The sequence below is a fragment of the Hoeflea sp. Naph1 genome (assembly GCF_046837775.1).
Lineage (GTDB): Bacteria > Pseudomonadota > Alphaproteobacteria > Rhizobiales > Rhizobiaceae > Hoeflea.
In genome coordinates this window covers 3,748,808-3,764,021 of the sequence record NZ_CP177286.1, presented here as the reverse complement: position 1 = coordinate 3,764,021, position 15,214 = coordinate 3,748,808, and the positions used below count along the sequence as shown (strand labels likewise).

Below are 15,214 nucleotides of genomic sequence, written 5' to 3'. Positions count from 1 at the left end.
ATGATTGTCAGGTTGCTCCTGGCGGCTCTCGCCGCCGGGCTCATTGCCGGTATGGTGATGACGCCCGCTCAATATGTCAAAACCATTCCGCTTATCATGCAGGCCGAGGCCTATGAGAATGGCGAGGTTCCCCACCACCACGGCGGTGCCGATGCGGCGGCCGATGCCGGGCATCAACATGTTCAGGAAGACTCCATGCTCGGCTTTGGCCGGTTCTGGGACACGGTTCTCGCCAATCTCGTTGCCGGAGCAGGCTTCGCGCTGATGCTTGCAGCGGTGGCGCTGCTGATGGGAGTGGAATTTCCCGCCGGACGCGATTCGATCACCCGCGGCCTGCTTTTCGGGGCTGCAGCGTGGTTTTGTTTCCAGCTTGCGCCGTCGATGAGTTTGCCGCCTGCGGTTCCCGGATTTCCCTATGCTGATCTTGGAGACCGGCAAAGCTGGTGGGTGATCACCGTGGCGATGTCGGCTGCCGGGATCTGGTGCATCGCGATGCGGCCTGAATGGCTGGTCAAGGCCGTCGGTGTCGCCATCATCATCGCCCCGCATGTGTGGGGCTCGCCGGTGCCTGAAGATCTTTCGAGCGAAGTGCCTGCCTATATCGCATCGGCCTATGCGGCGGCGTCATTGGCGACCACGCTGTTCTTCTGGCTGCTGCTTGGCGGACTGCTCGGATTTTTCCTGTCGCGTGTTCCAGAGGAGCAAACGGCGTGACGCCAGGCCTGCCGCCGGTGACACTGGTGCTGGGCGGTGCCCGCTCGGGCAAATCCGCCTTCGCGGAAGGAATTGTCGAGAGTGCGTCGGACACACGTCTTTATCTGGCGACCGGCCAGGCCTGGGACGAGGAAATGCGCGATCGGATTGCCTCGCATCAGGACCGACGCGGGCAAGGTTGGGAAACCATCGAGGCGCCGGTTGATCTGGTTCAGGCGCTGGTAGCCCACGCCCGGGCTGAGCGCCCGGTCCTTGTCGATTGCCTGACCTTGTGGGTGACCAATCTGATGCTTGGTGAACACGATATCGAAGCGGCATTCGAAAAGCTTGCTGCAGTACTTCCGGGGCTCAAAGGCCCCGTGGTTTTCGTCTCCAACGAGGTGGGGCTCGGGATCGTGCCGGAAAACGCCATGGCGCGGGCTTTTCGCGATCACGCCGGCCGCCTCCACCAGTTAATCGCGGGCCTTGCCGACGACGTGTTTTTCGTCGCCGCCGGCCTGCCACTCAAAATGAAGGGCTGACGCCATGATTGCTTCGAAAATTCCCGCCACCGTGATCACCGGCTTTCTCGGCGCCGGCAAGACCACGCTGATCCGGCACATGCTGGCCAATGCCAAAGGCAAGCGGATTGCGCTGATCATCAATGAATTCGGCGATCTCGGCGTTGATGGCGACGTGCTGAAGGGTTGTGGCGACGAGGTCTGCTCGGAAGACGACATCGTTGAACTGACCAATGGCTGTATCTGCTGCACGGTGGCTGATGATTTCATTCCGACCATGGAAAAGCTGTTGGCGCGCGACAACCGACCCGACCATATCGTCATCGAGACCTCCGGCCTGGCGCTGCCGCAACCGCTGGTCGCCGCCTTCAACTGGCCTGGCATCAAGACCCAGGTGACCGTCGATGGCGTCGTCACGGTGGTCGACAGCGCCGCGGTGGCGGCGGGACGGTTTGCCGATGATCATGGCAAGCTCGACGCCCAGCGTCTGGCCGATCAGGGACTCGATCATGAAAGCCCGCTTGAAGAACTGTTCGAGGACCAGCTCACTGCGGCGGACCTGATCGTTCTCAACAAGACAGATCTCATCAGTGTTGCCGATCTCGAGGGCGTGCGCGCCGGCATTGCCGGGCATCTGACCCGCAAGCCGATCTTCATCGAGGCGCGGCAGGGCGAAGTGGCGCCGGAAGTTCTGCTCGGGCTTGGCGTTGGCACCGAAGACGACATCGGCAACCGCAAATCGCACCATGAGCGCGAGCACGAAGCCGGCGAAGATCATGATCACAACCATGACGAATTCGAGAGCTTCGTGGTCTCGTTCGGCCCGGTCAACGACCCGGCAGCTTTTGCTGAAGGTCTGAAATCGGTGATCGTCAGCCATGATATTCTGCGGCTCAAGGGGTTTGCCGATGTCGCAGGCAAGCCGATGCGGATGGTGGTGCAGGCCGTTGGCAGCCGCATCGATACCCATTTCGATCGGCCCTGGAGCAAGGCGGAAACCCGCGAAACCAGGCTCGTCGTCATCGGTCTGCATGATATCGACCAGGCCGCAATCAGCGCCGAGCTGACCGCGCTGGCGGGCTGATCCGTTTAAGGAGGCTGTGTCCCGATGCATCTGCTGGTCGCCCAAAAGGGGACGTTGAGCGATGGTGACGAGGCTGTCGATCTGGGCCAAAGCCCGGGCGACATCCTGTTCCTGAGCGCTGCTGACACCGAACTGGCAAGCGTGGCTGCCGCGCGGCAGACGACCGGACGGATGGAGTGGCGGCTGGCAAGCCTGTCCGATCTCAAGCATCCGATGTCGGTCGATACCTTCATCGCCCGGATGGCGCCCAAAGCCCGGCTGGTGATCGTCCGCGCGCTGGGTGGGGCCAGCTATTTTTCCTATGTCCTGGAAAGCCTGCATGCAGCCGCAACGATGCATGGGTTCAAGGTTGCAGCGCTGCCGGGTGACGACCGGCCCGATCCTGGGCTCGATCCGTTGTCGACGCTCGCGCAAGCCGAACGGCTCGACCTCTGGGCCTATCTGACCGAAGGCGGGGCCGAAAACGCCCGGGCGCTGATCAATTACGCCGAGGCCTTGCTCGATGGGGCCGAGAAACCGCAGCCGGCGGCGCCACTCCTGAAGGCCGGGCTGTGGCACCCGCGGCTGGCCAATCCGGCGCTTGATGATCTGCAACGCGACTGGACGTCGGGTGCGCCGGTTGCAGCGGTGTGTTTTTACCGGGCGCTGGTTCAAAGCGGCCAGACGGCGCCGGTGGCGGCTCTGTGCGAAGGGCTTCTGGCCGAAGGTGTCAATGCGTTGCCGGTGTTCGTCTCAAGCCTCAAGGACCCGGTCTCGGTTGGCACTTTGCAGGCAATATTTGCTGATGCGGCGCCGGATGTGGTGATCAATGCCACCGGCTTTGCGGTGTCGTCGCCGGGCGGCAAGACCAAGGGCACGGTGCTGGAATCAACTGGCGCGCCGGTGTTGCAAGCGGTGTTTGCCAGCGGTGGCCGCGAAGCCTGGGCAGGCTCACTGCAAGGGCTGACCTCGCGCGATCTGGCCATGCATGTGGCGCTGCCGGAAGTCGATGGCAGGGTGCTGAGCCGGGCGGTGTCGTTCAAGGCGGCAGCAAGGTTTGATGAAACCGTTGAAGCCAACATCGTCACCCATGCGCCGGAAACCGACAGGGTGGCGTTCGTGGCGCAGCTGGCGGCGCGCTGGGCGCGGTTGCGGCGCACTAAGAGCCCAGAGCGCCGGGTGGCGATCGTGCTTGCCAATTACCCCAATCGCGACGGCCGCATTGCCAATGGCGTCGGGCTGGATACGCCGGCAGGCACCATCGAGGTGCTCAAGGCGATGTCAGCGGAAGGGTATCAGGTCGGGGATATCCCCGCTGATGGCGATGCGCTGGTAACCATGCTCAAGGCAGGGCCGACCAATGCATTGCGGGCTGAACGCGAGGGCGGTGAATATCTTTCGCTCGTGGCGTATCAGCAATTTTTCGATACCCTTGATCCATCAATTCGCGCGGCGGTGACAGAGCGTTGGGGCGAGCCGGACGGCGATCCGTTCTACCGCGACGGCGGTTTCCAACTGGCGCTTCTGAGATTTGGCAATGTGGTTGTCGGCATCCAGCCGGCGCGCGGCTACAACATCGATCCCAAGGCCAGTTACCATGCGCCCGATCTGGTGCCGCCGCATGGTTATTTCGCATTTTACGCCTGGCTGCGGCGGGAATTTGATGTCGATGCCGTGGTGCATATGGGCAAGCACGGCAATCTGGAATGGTTGCCGGGCAAGGCCTTGGCACTGTCGCGGGCCTGCTATCCCGAAGCGGTTCTCGGGCCAACGCCGCATGTCTATCCGTTCATCGTCAATGATCCGGGCGAGGGGACGCAGGCCAAGCGCCGCGCTGCCGCCGTCATCATTGACCATCTGACGCCGCCGCTGACCCGGGCCGAGAGTTACGGGCCGCTCAAGGATCTCGAAGCGCTGGTGGATGAATATTACCAGGCGGCAGGCCACGATCCGCGCCGGCTGAAACTGCTCAAACGCCAGATTCTTGAACTGGTGCACGACATCGGGCTCGACACCGATGCCGGCATTGCGCCCGATGATGACGATGATCTGGCGCTGGAAAAGCTCGATGCCTGGCTCTGCGATCTCAAGGAAATGCAGATTCGCGACGGGCTGCATATTTTCGGGCTTTCACCCGAAGGTGGCCTGCTTGTTGATCTGACGGTTGCGTTGGCGCGGATCAAGCGCGGCGAAGCGCCGGGTGAGGACAGCCTGCACCGGGCGATTGCGCGGGATGCGGGACTGACCGGGTTCGACCCGCTCGATTGCGCCATGGGCGAACCGTGGACCGGGCCGAACCCCGAGGCGTTGCAGGCGGTTTCGGATGATCTTTGGCGCACCAATGGCGATACGGTGGAGCGGATCGAACTGCTGGCGATTGAGCTGGTGTCGGAGAGAATTGCTGTGCCTTCCGGATGGGCAGCGACTGCAGCCGTGATGGAGAATATCCGGACGCAGATCATGCCTTCAGTGCGGGCTTGCGGCGCAGCTGAACTTGAGGGTCTGCTGACGGCGCTGGACGGGCGCTTTGTCCAGCCAGGCCCGTCGGGGGCGCCGACGCGCGGTCGGCCGGACGTATTGCCGACGGGGCGGAATTTCTATTCGGTCGACAGCCGCGCGGTGCCGACGCCGGCGGCCTGGGAACTGGGGCAGAAATCGGCGGAGCTGCTGGTTACCCGTCACGCCCAGGACCATGGTGAATGGCCGACCTCGATGGCGCTGACCGCCTGGGGCACATCCAATATGCGTACCGGCGGCGATGACATTGCCCAAGCGCTGGCGCTGATCGGCGCCAAGCCGGTGTGGGATCCGTCGTCGCGCCGGGTGACGGGCTACGAGATCATTCCGCTGGCGATGATGAACCGGCCGCGGGTGGACGTAACCCTGCGGATTTCAGGGTTTTTCCGTGATGCGTTTCCCGACCAGATTGCGCTGTTTGACCGCGCCGTGCGCGCCGTTGCAGCGCTTGAGGAAGACGAGGCCGATAATCCGCTCGCGGCCCGCGCCCGGCAGGAAAGCGCGCGGCTGATTGACACCGGTGTCAGCGAGGCGGATGCCGGCAGGCAGGCTTCGTTTCGGGTATTCGGTTCCAAGCCCGGTGCCTATGGGGCCGGTTTGCAGGCATTGATGGACGAGCGCGGCTGGACCGACCGCAGCGATCTGGCCGAGGCCTTCATGGTCTGGGGCGGCTATGCCTATGGTGCTGGCGAGGAGGGCCAGCCTGCGCGCGAATTGTTCGAGCAGCGGCTCTCAACCGTCGAGGCGGTGGTGCAAAACCAGGACAACCGCGAGCACGACCTGCTCGATTCCGATGATTACTACCAGTTCGAGGGTGGCATGACGGCGGCGGTGGAAGCGGCGCGCGGGAGTCGGCCGGCGATCTATCACAATGACCATTCGCGGCCCGAACGCCCGGTGATCCGCTCGCTGGAAGAAGAAATTGCCCGCGTCGTGCGGGGGCGGGCGGTCAATCCGAAATGGATCGCCGGCGTCAAGCGCCACGGCTACAAGGGCGCCTTCGAGATGGCGGCGACGGTCGATTACCTGTTTGCCTTTGCGGCCACCACCGGGGCGGTGCGCGATGCCCATTTCGAGGCGGTCTACCAGGCCTATCTGATGGATCAGGAAACGCTAGATTTCCTGCGCGAGAAGAACCCCGATGCGCTCAGGGAAATGGCTGAAAAGTTCGAGGAGGCCATCGAGCGCGGGCTTTGGACGCCAAAGAGCAATTCGGCCAAGTTCGCCCTGTCTGACATTGCCCGTGGGGCCAGGGACTGAACATGGTATTCGAGATACGCGAAATCGATGACACGAGCGGCGAGTTTTTTGCCGCTGTCGACGCGATCCTCGATGACGCCGCGGCCGGACTGAGGCTGCCGTTCGAGCCTGACAAATTGCACCTGCGGGTCGACGATGCCGAGGGCAGGCTTGCCGGCGGGCTGTCGGGTTATTTCGTCCAGGGCTGGCTGTTTGTGAAATTGCTGGCCATCGTCGACGAACAGCGCGGCAGCGGGATTGGCAGGGCGCTGATGCTGCGGGCCGAAGAGATCACCCGGCAGAAGGGCTATGCCGGGATCTATCTCGATACCTTCACGTTTCAGGCGCCACGATTTTACGAGAGTCTGGGCTATGTTGAATGCGGCCGTCTGCCGGCTGCGCGCGGCCACGCGCAACGGATCTGGTTTGCCAAGACCTTTGATGACGCGGGCGGAATCCGGAACTGAGAAATGCCGCTTGAACCGGCGGGTCTTGCCGGTCAGGATTGATGATGAAAAGGATGGATTGAGATGAGCGAACGGGTCAAGATTACCGATGGCATGAGCGAGGAACAGCTCAACGAGCGCCACGCCGAAAAGATGAAGAAGAAGAAAGCCGCGCGCGACAAGATCATTGCCACCAAGACCATCGAAAAGGGCCTGGTGATTGTCCATACCGGCAAGGGCAAGGGCAAATCGACGGCCGCCTTCGGCATGATCTTCCGCGCCATCGGCAACGGCATGAAGGTTGGCGTGGTGCAGTTCGTCAAGGGCAAGTGGTCGACCGGCGAGCGCAAGGTGCTGGAAGCCTTTCCCGATCAGGTGAAAATGGCGACCATGGGCCAGGGCTTTACCTGGGAGACGCAGGACCGCAGCCGCGACATCGCCGCCGCCCGCGAGGCTTGGCAATGTGCCCGCGAGATGATCCTCGATCCGGAAATCGACATGGTGCTGTGTGACGAGCTCAACATCGTGCTTCGCTACGATTATCTCGACGTCAACGAGGTCATCGAAACGCTGAAGGAAAAGCCGGAGATGAAACACGTCATCATCACCGGCCGCAACGCCAAGGAAGAACTGATCGAATTTGCCGATCTGGTCACCGAAATGGAAATGATCAAGCATCCGTTCCGCTCCGGCGTGAAGGCGCAGGTCGGGGTGGAATTCTGAGGGTCGCGCGTTCAGGTGAGCTCACTCGGGCGCGCCACGCCTTGCTTCAAGGTGCTACAGTGAGTTTTGCCCATCCGCTAGGATTGGCGTTGTTGTAGCCAGGGAGACATCGGATGAGCCTGACGGCAAGCTGGCAGTTCTGGGCGTTGGTGGCGGCGGTCTTTGCCGCGCTGACGGCGATTTTTGCCAAGGTCGGGATCGCCGATATCGACAGCGATCTCGCCACCTTCATCCGCACCTGCGTGATCATTGTGGTGCTCGGCGCTATCCTGACGGTGAGCGGCAAATGGCGGCATCCGTCATCGATTCCGTTCAAGACCTGGCTGTTTCTGGGCCTGTCAGGGCTTGCCACCGGCGCCTCGTGGCTTGCCTATTTCCGCGCGCTCAAACTCGGCGACGCCGCCCGGGTGGCGCCGCTCGACAAATTGTCGATCGTGCTGGTGGCAATTTTCGGCGTGATCTTTCTCGGCGAACACCTGTCTGCGCTCAACTGGCTGGGGGTAACGCTGATCGGTACCGGCGCGATTTTGCTGGCGGTTTTTTAAGGGCGGGAGAAGGCGGCGATTTGGCCGTTCTGGGCGGATTGCCGACATTCGCTGCGCATTACATAAAGGTCGACTTTGCGGACAAAGCGCCAGTTCGCTGTATCTGCTCCAACGGCTAGTGAATGCTGGATGGTGAAGGTTATTTGAATCTGGCCACGCATCCACCAAGCAAGCTATATGAATAATTAATGAGATATGATTTCTCAAATATGTACAAGCTGTCGCAGATATGTCGAATTCAGTTTTTCGGGCGGAGGCCTCATTTCAAGAGAATGCCTAAGCCTTGATTTGCACACCAGATGCCAATTACGATTATTTATTCTACTTACCGATGAATCCTGAAAACTAAATCAGGCTGCCGGATATGTCTCAAGCTAACGACGAAACGCGTAAAGCGATGCATGGCCGTAATTGGATCGTGATCATAGCTGTCGGGATCGTGGGGTTTCTAGGACTTAGCTTCGGCTCGAAATGGTGGGTAACGCGGCTTCCTGATGGCATGGATTGTCATGAGGTGCTTAGAATCGACGGCCAGATTGAGGGCCTCGACTTCACACCACGTTTTACAGAAGAAAAGCAAATCATGCGGTTTGAGGTGCGAACCGCGGCTGGGCAATCGATGCCAAATTGCATGATGACACAGTCAGCGTTTCGGTGCTCGATAGACGGGCCGGTGATGATACGCACGAAAATTTGGAACCGTGATCGGCGCTATTTCCCGATTGGGCCGGGCGAGAGCGCAGTAATTCTGGGGACTGAGACGTTTCTTAACTGTACGATTACGCATCAGAACGAGGCGGAAGTTAACTGATATCGGGTATTTTGGGTGGCGATTGCGGGATCAGTATTACCGGCCCTGCAACCCCTCGCAGTGGCGCCAGACCCTTAGCGTATTCGATTTGTTTGTCTCACCGTTGACTACTCAACGGTTACGATGGGCCAAGAACGCTCTCTTATCAAATACCGCTATTTTGTCCCTTAATGCTGACATCAGACACGTGTAATTTTAGCATGCAAAGTCAGCACATCTGACATTGGAGTATCGCGCAGCATCGGTCAATATGGGCTCAAACCTACCGTTAGCTGCGGAGTGCACGAAGGTCCGGTTTGGGCCTATTCCGTTGAAAAACTCTTGTTGTTTTATGGCCTGAAGACTGATTCAATTTCGATATTGGCATCGGGGATTGAACGCGATGATGGGTCCGAGGCAAGAGGCGCAATGCGCGCTGTTCTACGAGTTTTCGATTGAAAATCATGTTCCGAAGGATCACCTTCTACGGTTGATTGACCGGTTCGTTGATCTGTCCGAACTCCGCAAGCATCTGGCTCCGTTCTACAGCTCAACAGGCCGTCCTTCAGTTGATCCGGAAATGATGATCCGGATGCTGCTGGTCGGGTACACGATGGGCATCCGATCCGAGCGGCGGCTGTGCGAAGAGGTCCATCTCAATCTGGCCTACCGCTGGTTCTGCAGCCTTGACCTGAGTAACCCAATCCCGGACCACTCGACGTTCTCGAAGAACCGCCACGGGCGGTTCAGGGACAGCGATCTGTTGCGGCACGTCTTCGAGACAGTTGTGGCGCGTTGCATTGAGGAAGGTCTGGTGAGTGGCCAACGTCTTGCGGCTGATGCGAGCCTGGTCCAGGCAGACGCCAACCGGCAAAACTCTGCACCGCAATCTGAATGGGAACCTGACAAGATTGATCCTTCTGATGCCCCGCGCGCCGTTAGGGAATATCTGGAAACACTGGATGATGAAGCCTTCGGCGCAGCCAGTCCGGTGGAGCCAAAGTTCACTTCCCATTCCGATCCCGCCTCGCAGTGGACTGGAGCACGCGGCGGACCTGCCTATTTTGCCTATTCCGCAAACTATCTGATCGATACCGACAATGCGGTGATCCTGGATGTCGAAGCCTCGCGTTCGATCCGGCAGGCCGAGGTTGGAGCAGTGCGCACCATGGTGGACCGGGTGGACGATAGGTTTGACCTGGCACCCGAACGGCTGATTGCGGACACGGCCTATGGTTCTGGTCCCATGCTCGACTGGCTGGTCAATGAGCGCGGGATCGCCCCTCATATTCCGGTGATAGATAAGTCCGGGCGTAAGGATGGAACCTATGAGCGGGCGGACTTCGCTTATGATGGCGCAAACGATGCCTACATTTGTCCTGGTGGCAAAGAACTCAAACAATACCGCCGCGCTTTTACGACACCACGGGCGGGTGCAAACAAGGACGGTACATTGCGCTACCGCGCCCGAAAGGCTGATTGCGAAGCCTGCGGCCTGAAACCGAAGTGCTGTCCAAACGAGCCACAGCGTAAAGTCACAAGATCGATATACGAGCCCGCACGCGATGTTGCCCGTGCCATCTCACAAACCCCGCAATACGCAATCTCCTGCAAGCTCCGAAAAAAGGTCGAGATTCTGTTTGCCCATCTCAAACGCATCCTCGGCCTGCGACGACTTCGATTACGAGGGCCGTGCGGTGCCCGAGACGAATTCCACCTCGCAGCCACCGCCCAGAACCTTAGAAAACTCGCAAAACTTATCCCGGCACGGCAAACCATCCGACCAGCATGATAAGGAACTCGCACACCCGATCCCGGAGACCTCTTCAGAGCACAGAAAAGGCCGAGTTTTTCAACGGAATAGGCCGAAACCACTAGAAGCGATTTCGTAGCGTCGGACGGAGAGCGGGCCACTCGCTGCGGAAGCAAGGAAGTATGTATTATTAATAGATCTGATCATATTGATGATTAAAACAACTTATGATGCCAAGCTAGGAGAAATGATGGCAGGCACAAGGCCACAGGTCTCCTCGGAAATTGCCAACCACTATTCAACGCGAATGGTCGCTGCCTTTCGATATGGATCTCTGGCGATTGCTGGTGTCGGTCTCATCCAGGCAGTAGTCTTTGCCCTGATGGGTTCCTGGTTGGTGGTTGCAATGGAGCTCGCTGTTTTTGTCGCGGGGCTCGCAATCTACGTGTTGATCCGACGCGGCCATCTCGCTTTCGGTGTTCTGGTAGGCCAGGCCGCATTACTATTGATTGCAATAATAATGGGGCTGCTTCTCGATGTGCCTACTTCTGAAGCACCCCGGATCAGTCACCTTTACCTATTGGTTGTGGCGGCTTTGGGTTATCTCAATTATCAGCGAGAAAAGTCGCGTACCCAACTGGCATTGATCGGCTTGTGCCTGCTGTCGTTCATCGTACTCGCCAGTGCGCCGATTACATCACCCTTCATCGTAATGCCCGACGTGGCGCGAACCATTGGCACTTGGGCCAATGCATTTGTGGCCACTGCAATGCTTGCAGCCTGCTTCCATGCAATGCAGGCCGAATTGACACGCAAGGACAAGTACAGCCGCGATCTCATGGCCGCCCTATGGAGAGGCGAGTTCAATCTCGTCTATCAGCCACAGGTAGATGGTTCCCAAAATACAGTCGGAGCTGAAGCGCTTCTGCGTTGGAATAGTCCGCAACGAGGCTCCGTATCCCCTGTAGAGTTCATTCCGCAGGCAGAAAAACTTGGCCTTATGGTCACGATCGGCGGGTGGGTGCTCGAAAGGGGCTGCTGCACATTGGCCGAATGGGGCGCCTCTCCCCATTTTCGACACTTGAGCCTGTCCATCAATGTCAGCACCAGCCAACTTATGCACGAGGACTTTGAGTCATTTGTGCGCGACACATTGGTCAAAACCGGTGCGGACCCGCGACGGCTGATCCTCGAATTGACCGAAAGCGTATTGGTGACTGACATCGAGTTGGTGATTGGCAAACTCAATGCGTTGCGCGAATTGGGCATCACCATCGCACTCGATGATTTCGGTACTGGCTATTCCTCGCTGTCCTATCTGCGTCGTTTGCCTATCCAGCAGATAAAGATCGACCGCAGCTTCGTGCAGGACGCGGTGAACAGCTCAGACAGCGCCTCGCTCGTCAAGAATATTGTCCTTATGAGCCGAGATTTGGGGCGCACTGTTCTGGCCGAAGGGGTGGAAACGATGGAGCAGCACAACCTGCTGGCCCAGTTCGGCTGCATAGAGTTTCAAGGCTATATCTATGGCAAGCCGATGGCATTAAACGATTTTGAGCAACGCATCGAAGTCGAGACAAGAGGCTTAGCGTGACGGAGGTCCGCAAGGGGCCGTAAGTTCAGCTCTCAAGCCCTGTCCAGCAACTCAAATGCTTCGAAACCCGTCCCTCATGGCCCCAAATCAAGCGCCAGCCATGTGCACCCAACCCTACTGATCGAGCAGCAGCTTAGCCGCAAGCGCCGCGCAGGTGATCACGAGCAGGGGTTTGATGATCTTGGCGCCGTTTTTCATGGCCAGCCGCGAGCCCACTTGCGCGCCTGCGAACTGGGCGGCGCCCATCACCAGGCCGATCTTCCAGGAAATCACGCCGACAAAAGCGAAAACGGCAAAGCCGCCGATGTTGGAGGCGAAGTTTAAAAGTTTGGTATGGGCAGTGGCCTTGAGGAGGCCGAAGCCTGCAAGTGCGACAAAGGCGAGCATGTAGAACGAGCCGGCGCCGGGGCCGAACAGGCCGTCGTAAAAGCCGACCATCGGCACGATCATGAGACCGAACAGGAACGGCGACAGCCGACGCGCGCGGTCGATATCGCCCATGTTGGGCTTGATGCCGAAATAGAGCGCGATGGCAATCAGCAGAAATGGCATGAAGGCGCGGAACATCTCGCCGGGAATGAGCGTGGCGAGCATTGCCCCGATTGCCGATCCGGCGGCCGCCAGCACTGCGGGCCCGATTTGGGTCTTGAGGTCGACGTGGCCCTTGTGGGCATAGGCGACCGTGGCCGAGCCCGAGCCAAACAGGCCCTGCAGCTTGTTGGTGCCAAGCGCTTCAACCGGAGAAAGTCCCGCCAGCAACATCGCCGGAAGCGCGATCAGGCCGCCACCGCCGGCGATCGAATCCACAAACCCCGCCAGAAAGGCTGCCGCGAACAGCAGCACGGTGAGCGTCAGCGTGAGGTCTTCCATGGGGCAGCCTGTGGGGAGATGGTGTGGGGGCGGCAATGGCTTGGAGCTATTGCATGCCGCTGGCGTTGGGGCAATTGCTGCTTGCGCACAGGCTTGGCCTGGCCTGGGTGGCTACACCGTGGGAACGGTGGCGTTTGCAGCTCAGAACTTGCGTGTCGGGCGGCTTGACAGCGGCGCGTGAAGCGGCCTTGGTGGCGGCAGGATCGGGATTTTGCGAAAGCTGGCCACAGGGGCTGGCAGGATGCGGAATTTACGGCCTTGTCCGGGCTCACCCCGGTCTTGATGATGGAGTTGATGCTGGAAAGGACCATGCATGACAAACGGGGCTGACAACGGGCTTTCATGGACGCAGCGGGTGCGCGGATTTCTCGATCTGAACTCGTCGATCGAAGAAGTCGCCAATGATCCGGCGCTGACGGCAGAATTGCTGCTGTTGGTGAGGATGTCATTTGCCGACAAGACAGTGGGTTCATCCGAGGCCGATGCGTTTGCGGCGATCTGCACCCGGCTGCTTGGTCTGAACGGCGATGAACTGACCGAGATCCTGAGATATCTGCATGATTTCGGCTACGAGACCACTGATGCGCAGGCCGCGGCGATGCTTGCCGAGTTGCCTGAACCGCGCAAGCGCGAAATCCTCGATCATCTGGCAATCGTCGCCAAGGCCGACGGCAATGTCGACGAGCGCGAGCGGCGGCTGCTTGAAGCCACCGCACGGCGGCTCGGCTTCGCCTGAGCCTCATATCCACAACAATCAGGTGTCTGGCGCAGATCGGCGCAATCGTGGCGCAAACCGCGTTGACCCATGATGCGCCAACGCCTAAGACTCCCCTCATGTGCGACGGCGCCTGATGACAGGCTGAGAGAAATTCCGGTGCGGCTGACTTATACCAAGAGCCAAACCCGGAGCTGTCCGGTTCGGTAAACGCGACAAACCCCTAAAAATGGGGGCGCCGCTATTATCCGGCGTATCGTGCTGAAATTGTCACGTTGTCCGGAGGCCCCGATGCGCACCCTTGTTCTTTCTTCCATTCTCAGCGTCAGCTTTGGCGTTTCCAACGCTTTTGCTCATGGCGGGCACCTTGGCGATCTTGCCGGGCACTCGCATTGGGCCGGCTGGGCGGCTGCAGCTGCCGCTGCGGCAATTGCCGCCTGGGCGGTCAAGCGTGGCTCCAAGGCAAAGGCAGCAAGCGACGATCACGCTGAAGAAGCCGAGACTGGCGAAAAGCCTGATAGCGCGGGAGCCTGAACATGGAAAAGATCGGGATCATGGTTTGCGGTCATGGCAGCCGCAACCAGAACGCCGCGCGCGAATTCGCCACCGTCGCCGAGGGGCTGAAAGCCCGCTATCCGGATCTGCCGGTGGAATACGGCTATCTCGAATTCTGCAATCCGGTGATCTCGGAAGGTCTTGATCGGCTGCGCGAAAAGGGCGTGACCCGGGTTCTGGCCGTGCCGGGCATGCTGTTTGCGGCCGGCCACGCCAAGAACGACATCCCTTCCGTACTCAACACTTACCAGGCGCAGAATCCCGGGATGGTGATCAGCTATGGGCGCGAACTTGGCATCGACCTGAAAATGATCAGGGCGGCGGGCGAGCGGATCCAGCAGGCGATCAACACCGCCAATGCGGCTGAAGGCGAAGTGGGCCTTCACGACACGCTGTTGATGGTGGTTGGCCGCGGGTCGTCCGATCCCGACGCCAATTCCAACGCGTCAAAAGTGATGCGGATGCTGTGGGAAGGTTTTGGTTTCGGTTGGGCCGAGACCTGCTATTCGGGCGTGACCTTTCCGCTGGTCGGGCCGGGGCTCAGCCATGCAGCCAAACTCGGCTACAAGCGCATCATCGTGTTTCCGTATTTCCTGTTTACCGGCGTGCTGGTCAAACGGATCTATTCCGAGACCGATGCGGTGGCCGCCGATCATCCCGAGATCCAGTTCATCAAGGCGTCTTACTTGAGCGACCATCCGCTGGTGCTCGACACCTTCCAGGACCGCGTGCAGGAAATTGTCGACGGCCAGGCGCTGATGAACTGCCAGATGTGCAAATATCGCGAGCAGGTGCTTGGCTTCGAGGCTGAAGTCGGCCTGCCGCAGGAAAGCCACCACCATCATGTCGAAGGCATCGGCGGCGGTCTGGAAGATTGCCCCTGCAAGGGCGATTGTGACGCCTCGTGCCGCGAGGAAGAGTTTTGCAAGGAATACGGGTTACCCTGGACACCAGTTCACAGCCATGCGAGCCCGGCAGATCTGGAGCCTGTGCATGATCACGCGCACGACCACAGTCATGGGCACGATCATCATCACCATGATGGGCACAGCCACGATCACGAACATCGGCATGATCACAGCCATGACCATAAGCATGGTGACGACCATGCCCACGATCATCACCATCATCCCTATCCGCATGCTGATCATCCGCATGGTCCACGCTCGATGGACAAGAAGAAGGGCTGA

14 protein-coding genes are annotated in these 15,214 nt (G+C 59.6%); 13 read left to right on the top strand and 1 reads right to left on the bottom strand.

The window, feature by feature from the left end:
• From ACK6D9_RS18110 to ACK6D9_RS18065, 10 genes are all read left to right on the top strand, one after another.
• The gene (locus ACK6D9_RS18110; RefSeq protein ID WP_412049577.1) at positions 1-714 is read left to right on the top strand and encodes a CbtA family protein; all 714 of its coding nucleotides are present in this window, start codon (positions 1-3) and stop codon (positions 712-714) included.
• On the top strand, positions 711-1,235 hold the full coding sequence (gene cobU / locus ACK6D9_RS18105; RefSeq protein WP_412049576.1) for a bifunctional adenosylcobinamide kinase/adenosylcobinamide-phosphate guanylyltransferase: 525 nt from the start codon (positions 711-713) through the stop codon (positions 1,233-1,235). The genes ACK6D9_RS18110 and cobU overlap by 4 nt, the downstream gene beginning before the upstream one ends.
• Positions 1,236-1,239: 4 nt before the next feature.
• Complete coding sequence (gene cobW, locus ACK6D9_RS18100; protein ID WP_412049575.1) at positions 1,240-2,298, top strand: cobalamin biosynthesis protein CobW; 1,059 nt, start codon at positions 1,240-1,242, stop codon at positions 2,296-2,298.
• A gap of 24 nt (positions 2,299-2,322) precedes the next feature.
• A complete protein-coding gene (gene cobN, locus ACK6D9_RS18095) occupies positions 2,323-6,054 on the top strand; it encodes a cobaltochelatase subunit CobN (protein ID WP_412049574.1) in 3,732 nt (1,243 codons plus the stop codon).
• A gap of 2 nt (positions 6,055-6,056) precedes the next feature.
• Positions 6,057-6,500 carry a GNAT family N-acetyltransferase gene (locus ACK6D9_RS18090; protein WP_412049573.1) on the top strand — a complete coding sequence of 148 codons (444 nt, stop codon included), beginning with the start codon at positions 6,057-6,059 and terminating at the stop codon, positions 6,498-6,500.
• 63 nt (positions 6,501-6,563) lie between these two features.
• Complete coding sequence (gene cobO / locus ACK6D9_RS18085) at positions 6,564-7,202, top strand: cob(I)yrinic acid a,c-diamide adenosyltransferase (protein WP_267653330.1); 639 nt, start codon at positions 6,564-6,566, stop codon at positions 7,200-7,202.
• A gap of 113 nt (positions 7,203-7,315) precedes the next feature.
• A complete protein-coding gene (locus ACK6D9_RS18080) occupies positions 7,316-7,747 on the top strand; it encodes an EamA family transporter (RefSeq protein WP_412049572.1) in 432 nt (143 codons plus the stop codon).
• Positions 7,748-8,111: 364 nt separating this feature from the next.
• On the top strand, positions 8,112-8,558 hold the full coding sequence (locus ACK6D9_RS18075) for a hypothetical protein (protein WP_412049571.1): 447 nt from the start codon (positions 8,112-8,114) through the stop codon (positions 8,556-8,558).
• A 382-nt stretch (positions 8,559-8,940) separates the two neighbouring features.
• Complete coding sequence (locus ACK6D9_RS18070) at positions 8,941-10,329, top strand: IS1182 family transposase (protein WP_412049570.1); 1,389 nt, start codon at positions 8,941-8,943, stop codon at positions 10,327-10,329.
• A 172-nt stretch (positions 10,330-10,501) separates the two neighbouring features.
• Entirely contained in the window at positions 10,502-11,884 is a 1,383-nt protein-coding gene (locus tag ACK6D9_RS18065; protein ID WP_412049569.1) for a putative bifunctional diguanylate cyclase/phosphodiesterase, read from the top strand.
• Positions 11,885-11,998: 114 nt separating this feature from the next.
• Here the strand turns inward: ACK6D9_RS18065 and ACK6D9_RS18060 are convergent, their stop codons facing one another.
• Complete coding sequence (locus tag ACK6D9_RS18060) at positions 11,999-12,754, bottom strand: TSUP family transporter (RefSeq protein ID WP_412049568.1); 756 nt, start codon at positions 12,752-12,754, stop codon at positions 11,999-12,001.
• 313 nt (positions 12,755-13,067) lie between these two features.
• Between ACK6D9_RS18060 and ACK6D9_RS18055 the strand changes: the two genes are divergently transcribed.
• The 3 genes from ACK6D9_RS18055 to ACK6D9_RS18045 all read left to right on the top strand — a co-directional run bounded on the left by ACK6D9_RS18055 (position 13,068) and on the right by ACK6D9_RS18045 (position 15,214).
• Positions 13,068-13,490, top strand: a complete 423-nt coding sequence (locus ACK6D9_RS18055; RefSeq protein ID WP_267653322.1) for a TerB family tellurite resistance protein — start codon at positions 13,068-13,070, stop codon at positions 13,488-13,490.
• Positions 13,491-13,760: 270 nt separating this feature from the next.
• The gene (locus ACK6D9_RS18050; RefSeq protein ID WP_412049567.1) at positions 13,761-14,003 is read left to right on the top strand and encodes a DUF6732 family protein; all 243 of its coding nucleotides are present in this window, start codon (positions 13,761-13,763) and stop codon (positions 14,001-14,003) included.
• A 2-nt stretch (positions 14,004-14,005) separates the two neighbouring features.
• On the top strand, positions 14,006-15,214 hold the full coding sequence (locus ACK6D9_RS18045) for a sirohydrochlorin chelatase (RefSeq protein ID WP_412049566.1): 1,209 nt from the start codon (positions 14,006-14,008) through the stop codon (positions 15,212-15,214).

Excerpts from the sequence above, each read along its gene's own strand:
- ACK6D9_RS18060 (WP_412049568.1), bottom strand. The coding sequence starts at position 12,754 with ATGGAAGACCTCACGCTGACGCTCACCGTGCTGCTGTTCGCGGCAGCC.
- cobN (WP_412049574.1), top strand. The coding sequence starts at position 2,323 with ATGCATCTGCTGGTCGCCCAAAAGGGGACGTTGAGCGATGGTGACGAG.
- ACK6D9_RS18080 (WP_412049572.1), top strand. The coding sequence starts at position 7,316 with ATGAGCCTGACGGCAAGCTGGCAGTTCTGGGCGTTGGTGGCGGCGGTC.
- ACK6D9_RS18110 (WP_412049577.1), top strand. The coding sequence starts at position 1 with ATGATTGTCAGGTTGCTCCTGGCGGCTCTCGCCGCCGGGCTCATTGCC.
- cobO (WP_267653330.1), top strand. The coding sequence starts at position 6,564 with ATGAGCGAACGGGTCAAGATTACCGATGGCATGAGCGAGGAACAGCTC.
- cobW (WP_412049575.1), top strand. The coding sequence starts at position 1,240 with ATGATTGCTTCGAAAATTCCCGCCACCGTGATCACCGGCTTTCTCGGC.
- ACK6D9_RS18070 (WP_412049570.1), top strand. The coding sequence starts at position 8,941 with ATGATGGGTCCGAGGCAAGAGGCGCAATGCGCGCTGTTCTACGAGTTT.
- ACK6D9_RS18090 (WP_412049573.1), top strand. The coding sequence starts at position 6,057 with ATGGTATTCGAGATACGCGAAATCGATGACACGAGCGGCGAGTTTTTT.
- ACK6D9_RS18065 (WP_412049569.1), top strand. The coding sequence starts at position 10,502 with ATGATTAAAACAACTTATGATGCCAAGCTAGGAGAAATGATGGCAGGC.
- ACK6D9_RS18050 (WP_412049567.1), top strand. The coding sequence starts at position 13,761 with ATGCGCACCCTTGTTCTTTCTTCCATTCTCAGCGTCAGCTTTGGCGTT.
- ACK6D9_RS18055 (WP_267653322.1), top strand. The coding sequence starts at position 13,068 with ATGACAAACGGGGCTGACAACGGGCTTTCATGGACGCAGCGGGTGCGC.
- ACK6D9_RS18045 (WP_412049566.1), top strand. The coding sequence starts at position 14,006 with ATGGAAAAGATCGGGATCATGGTTTGCGGTCATGGCAGCCGCAACCAG.
- ACK6D9_RS18075 (WP_412049571.1), top strand. The coding sequence starts at position 8,112 with ATGTCTCAAGCTAACGACGAAACGCGTAAAGCGATGCATGGCCGTAAT.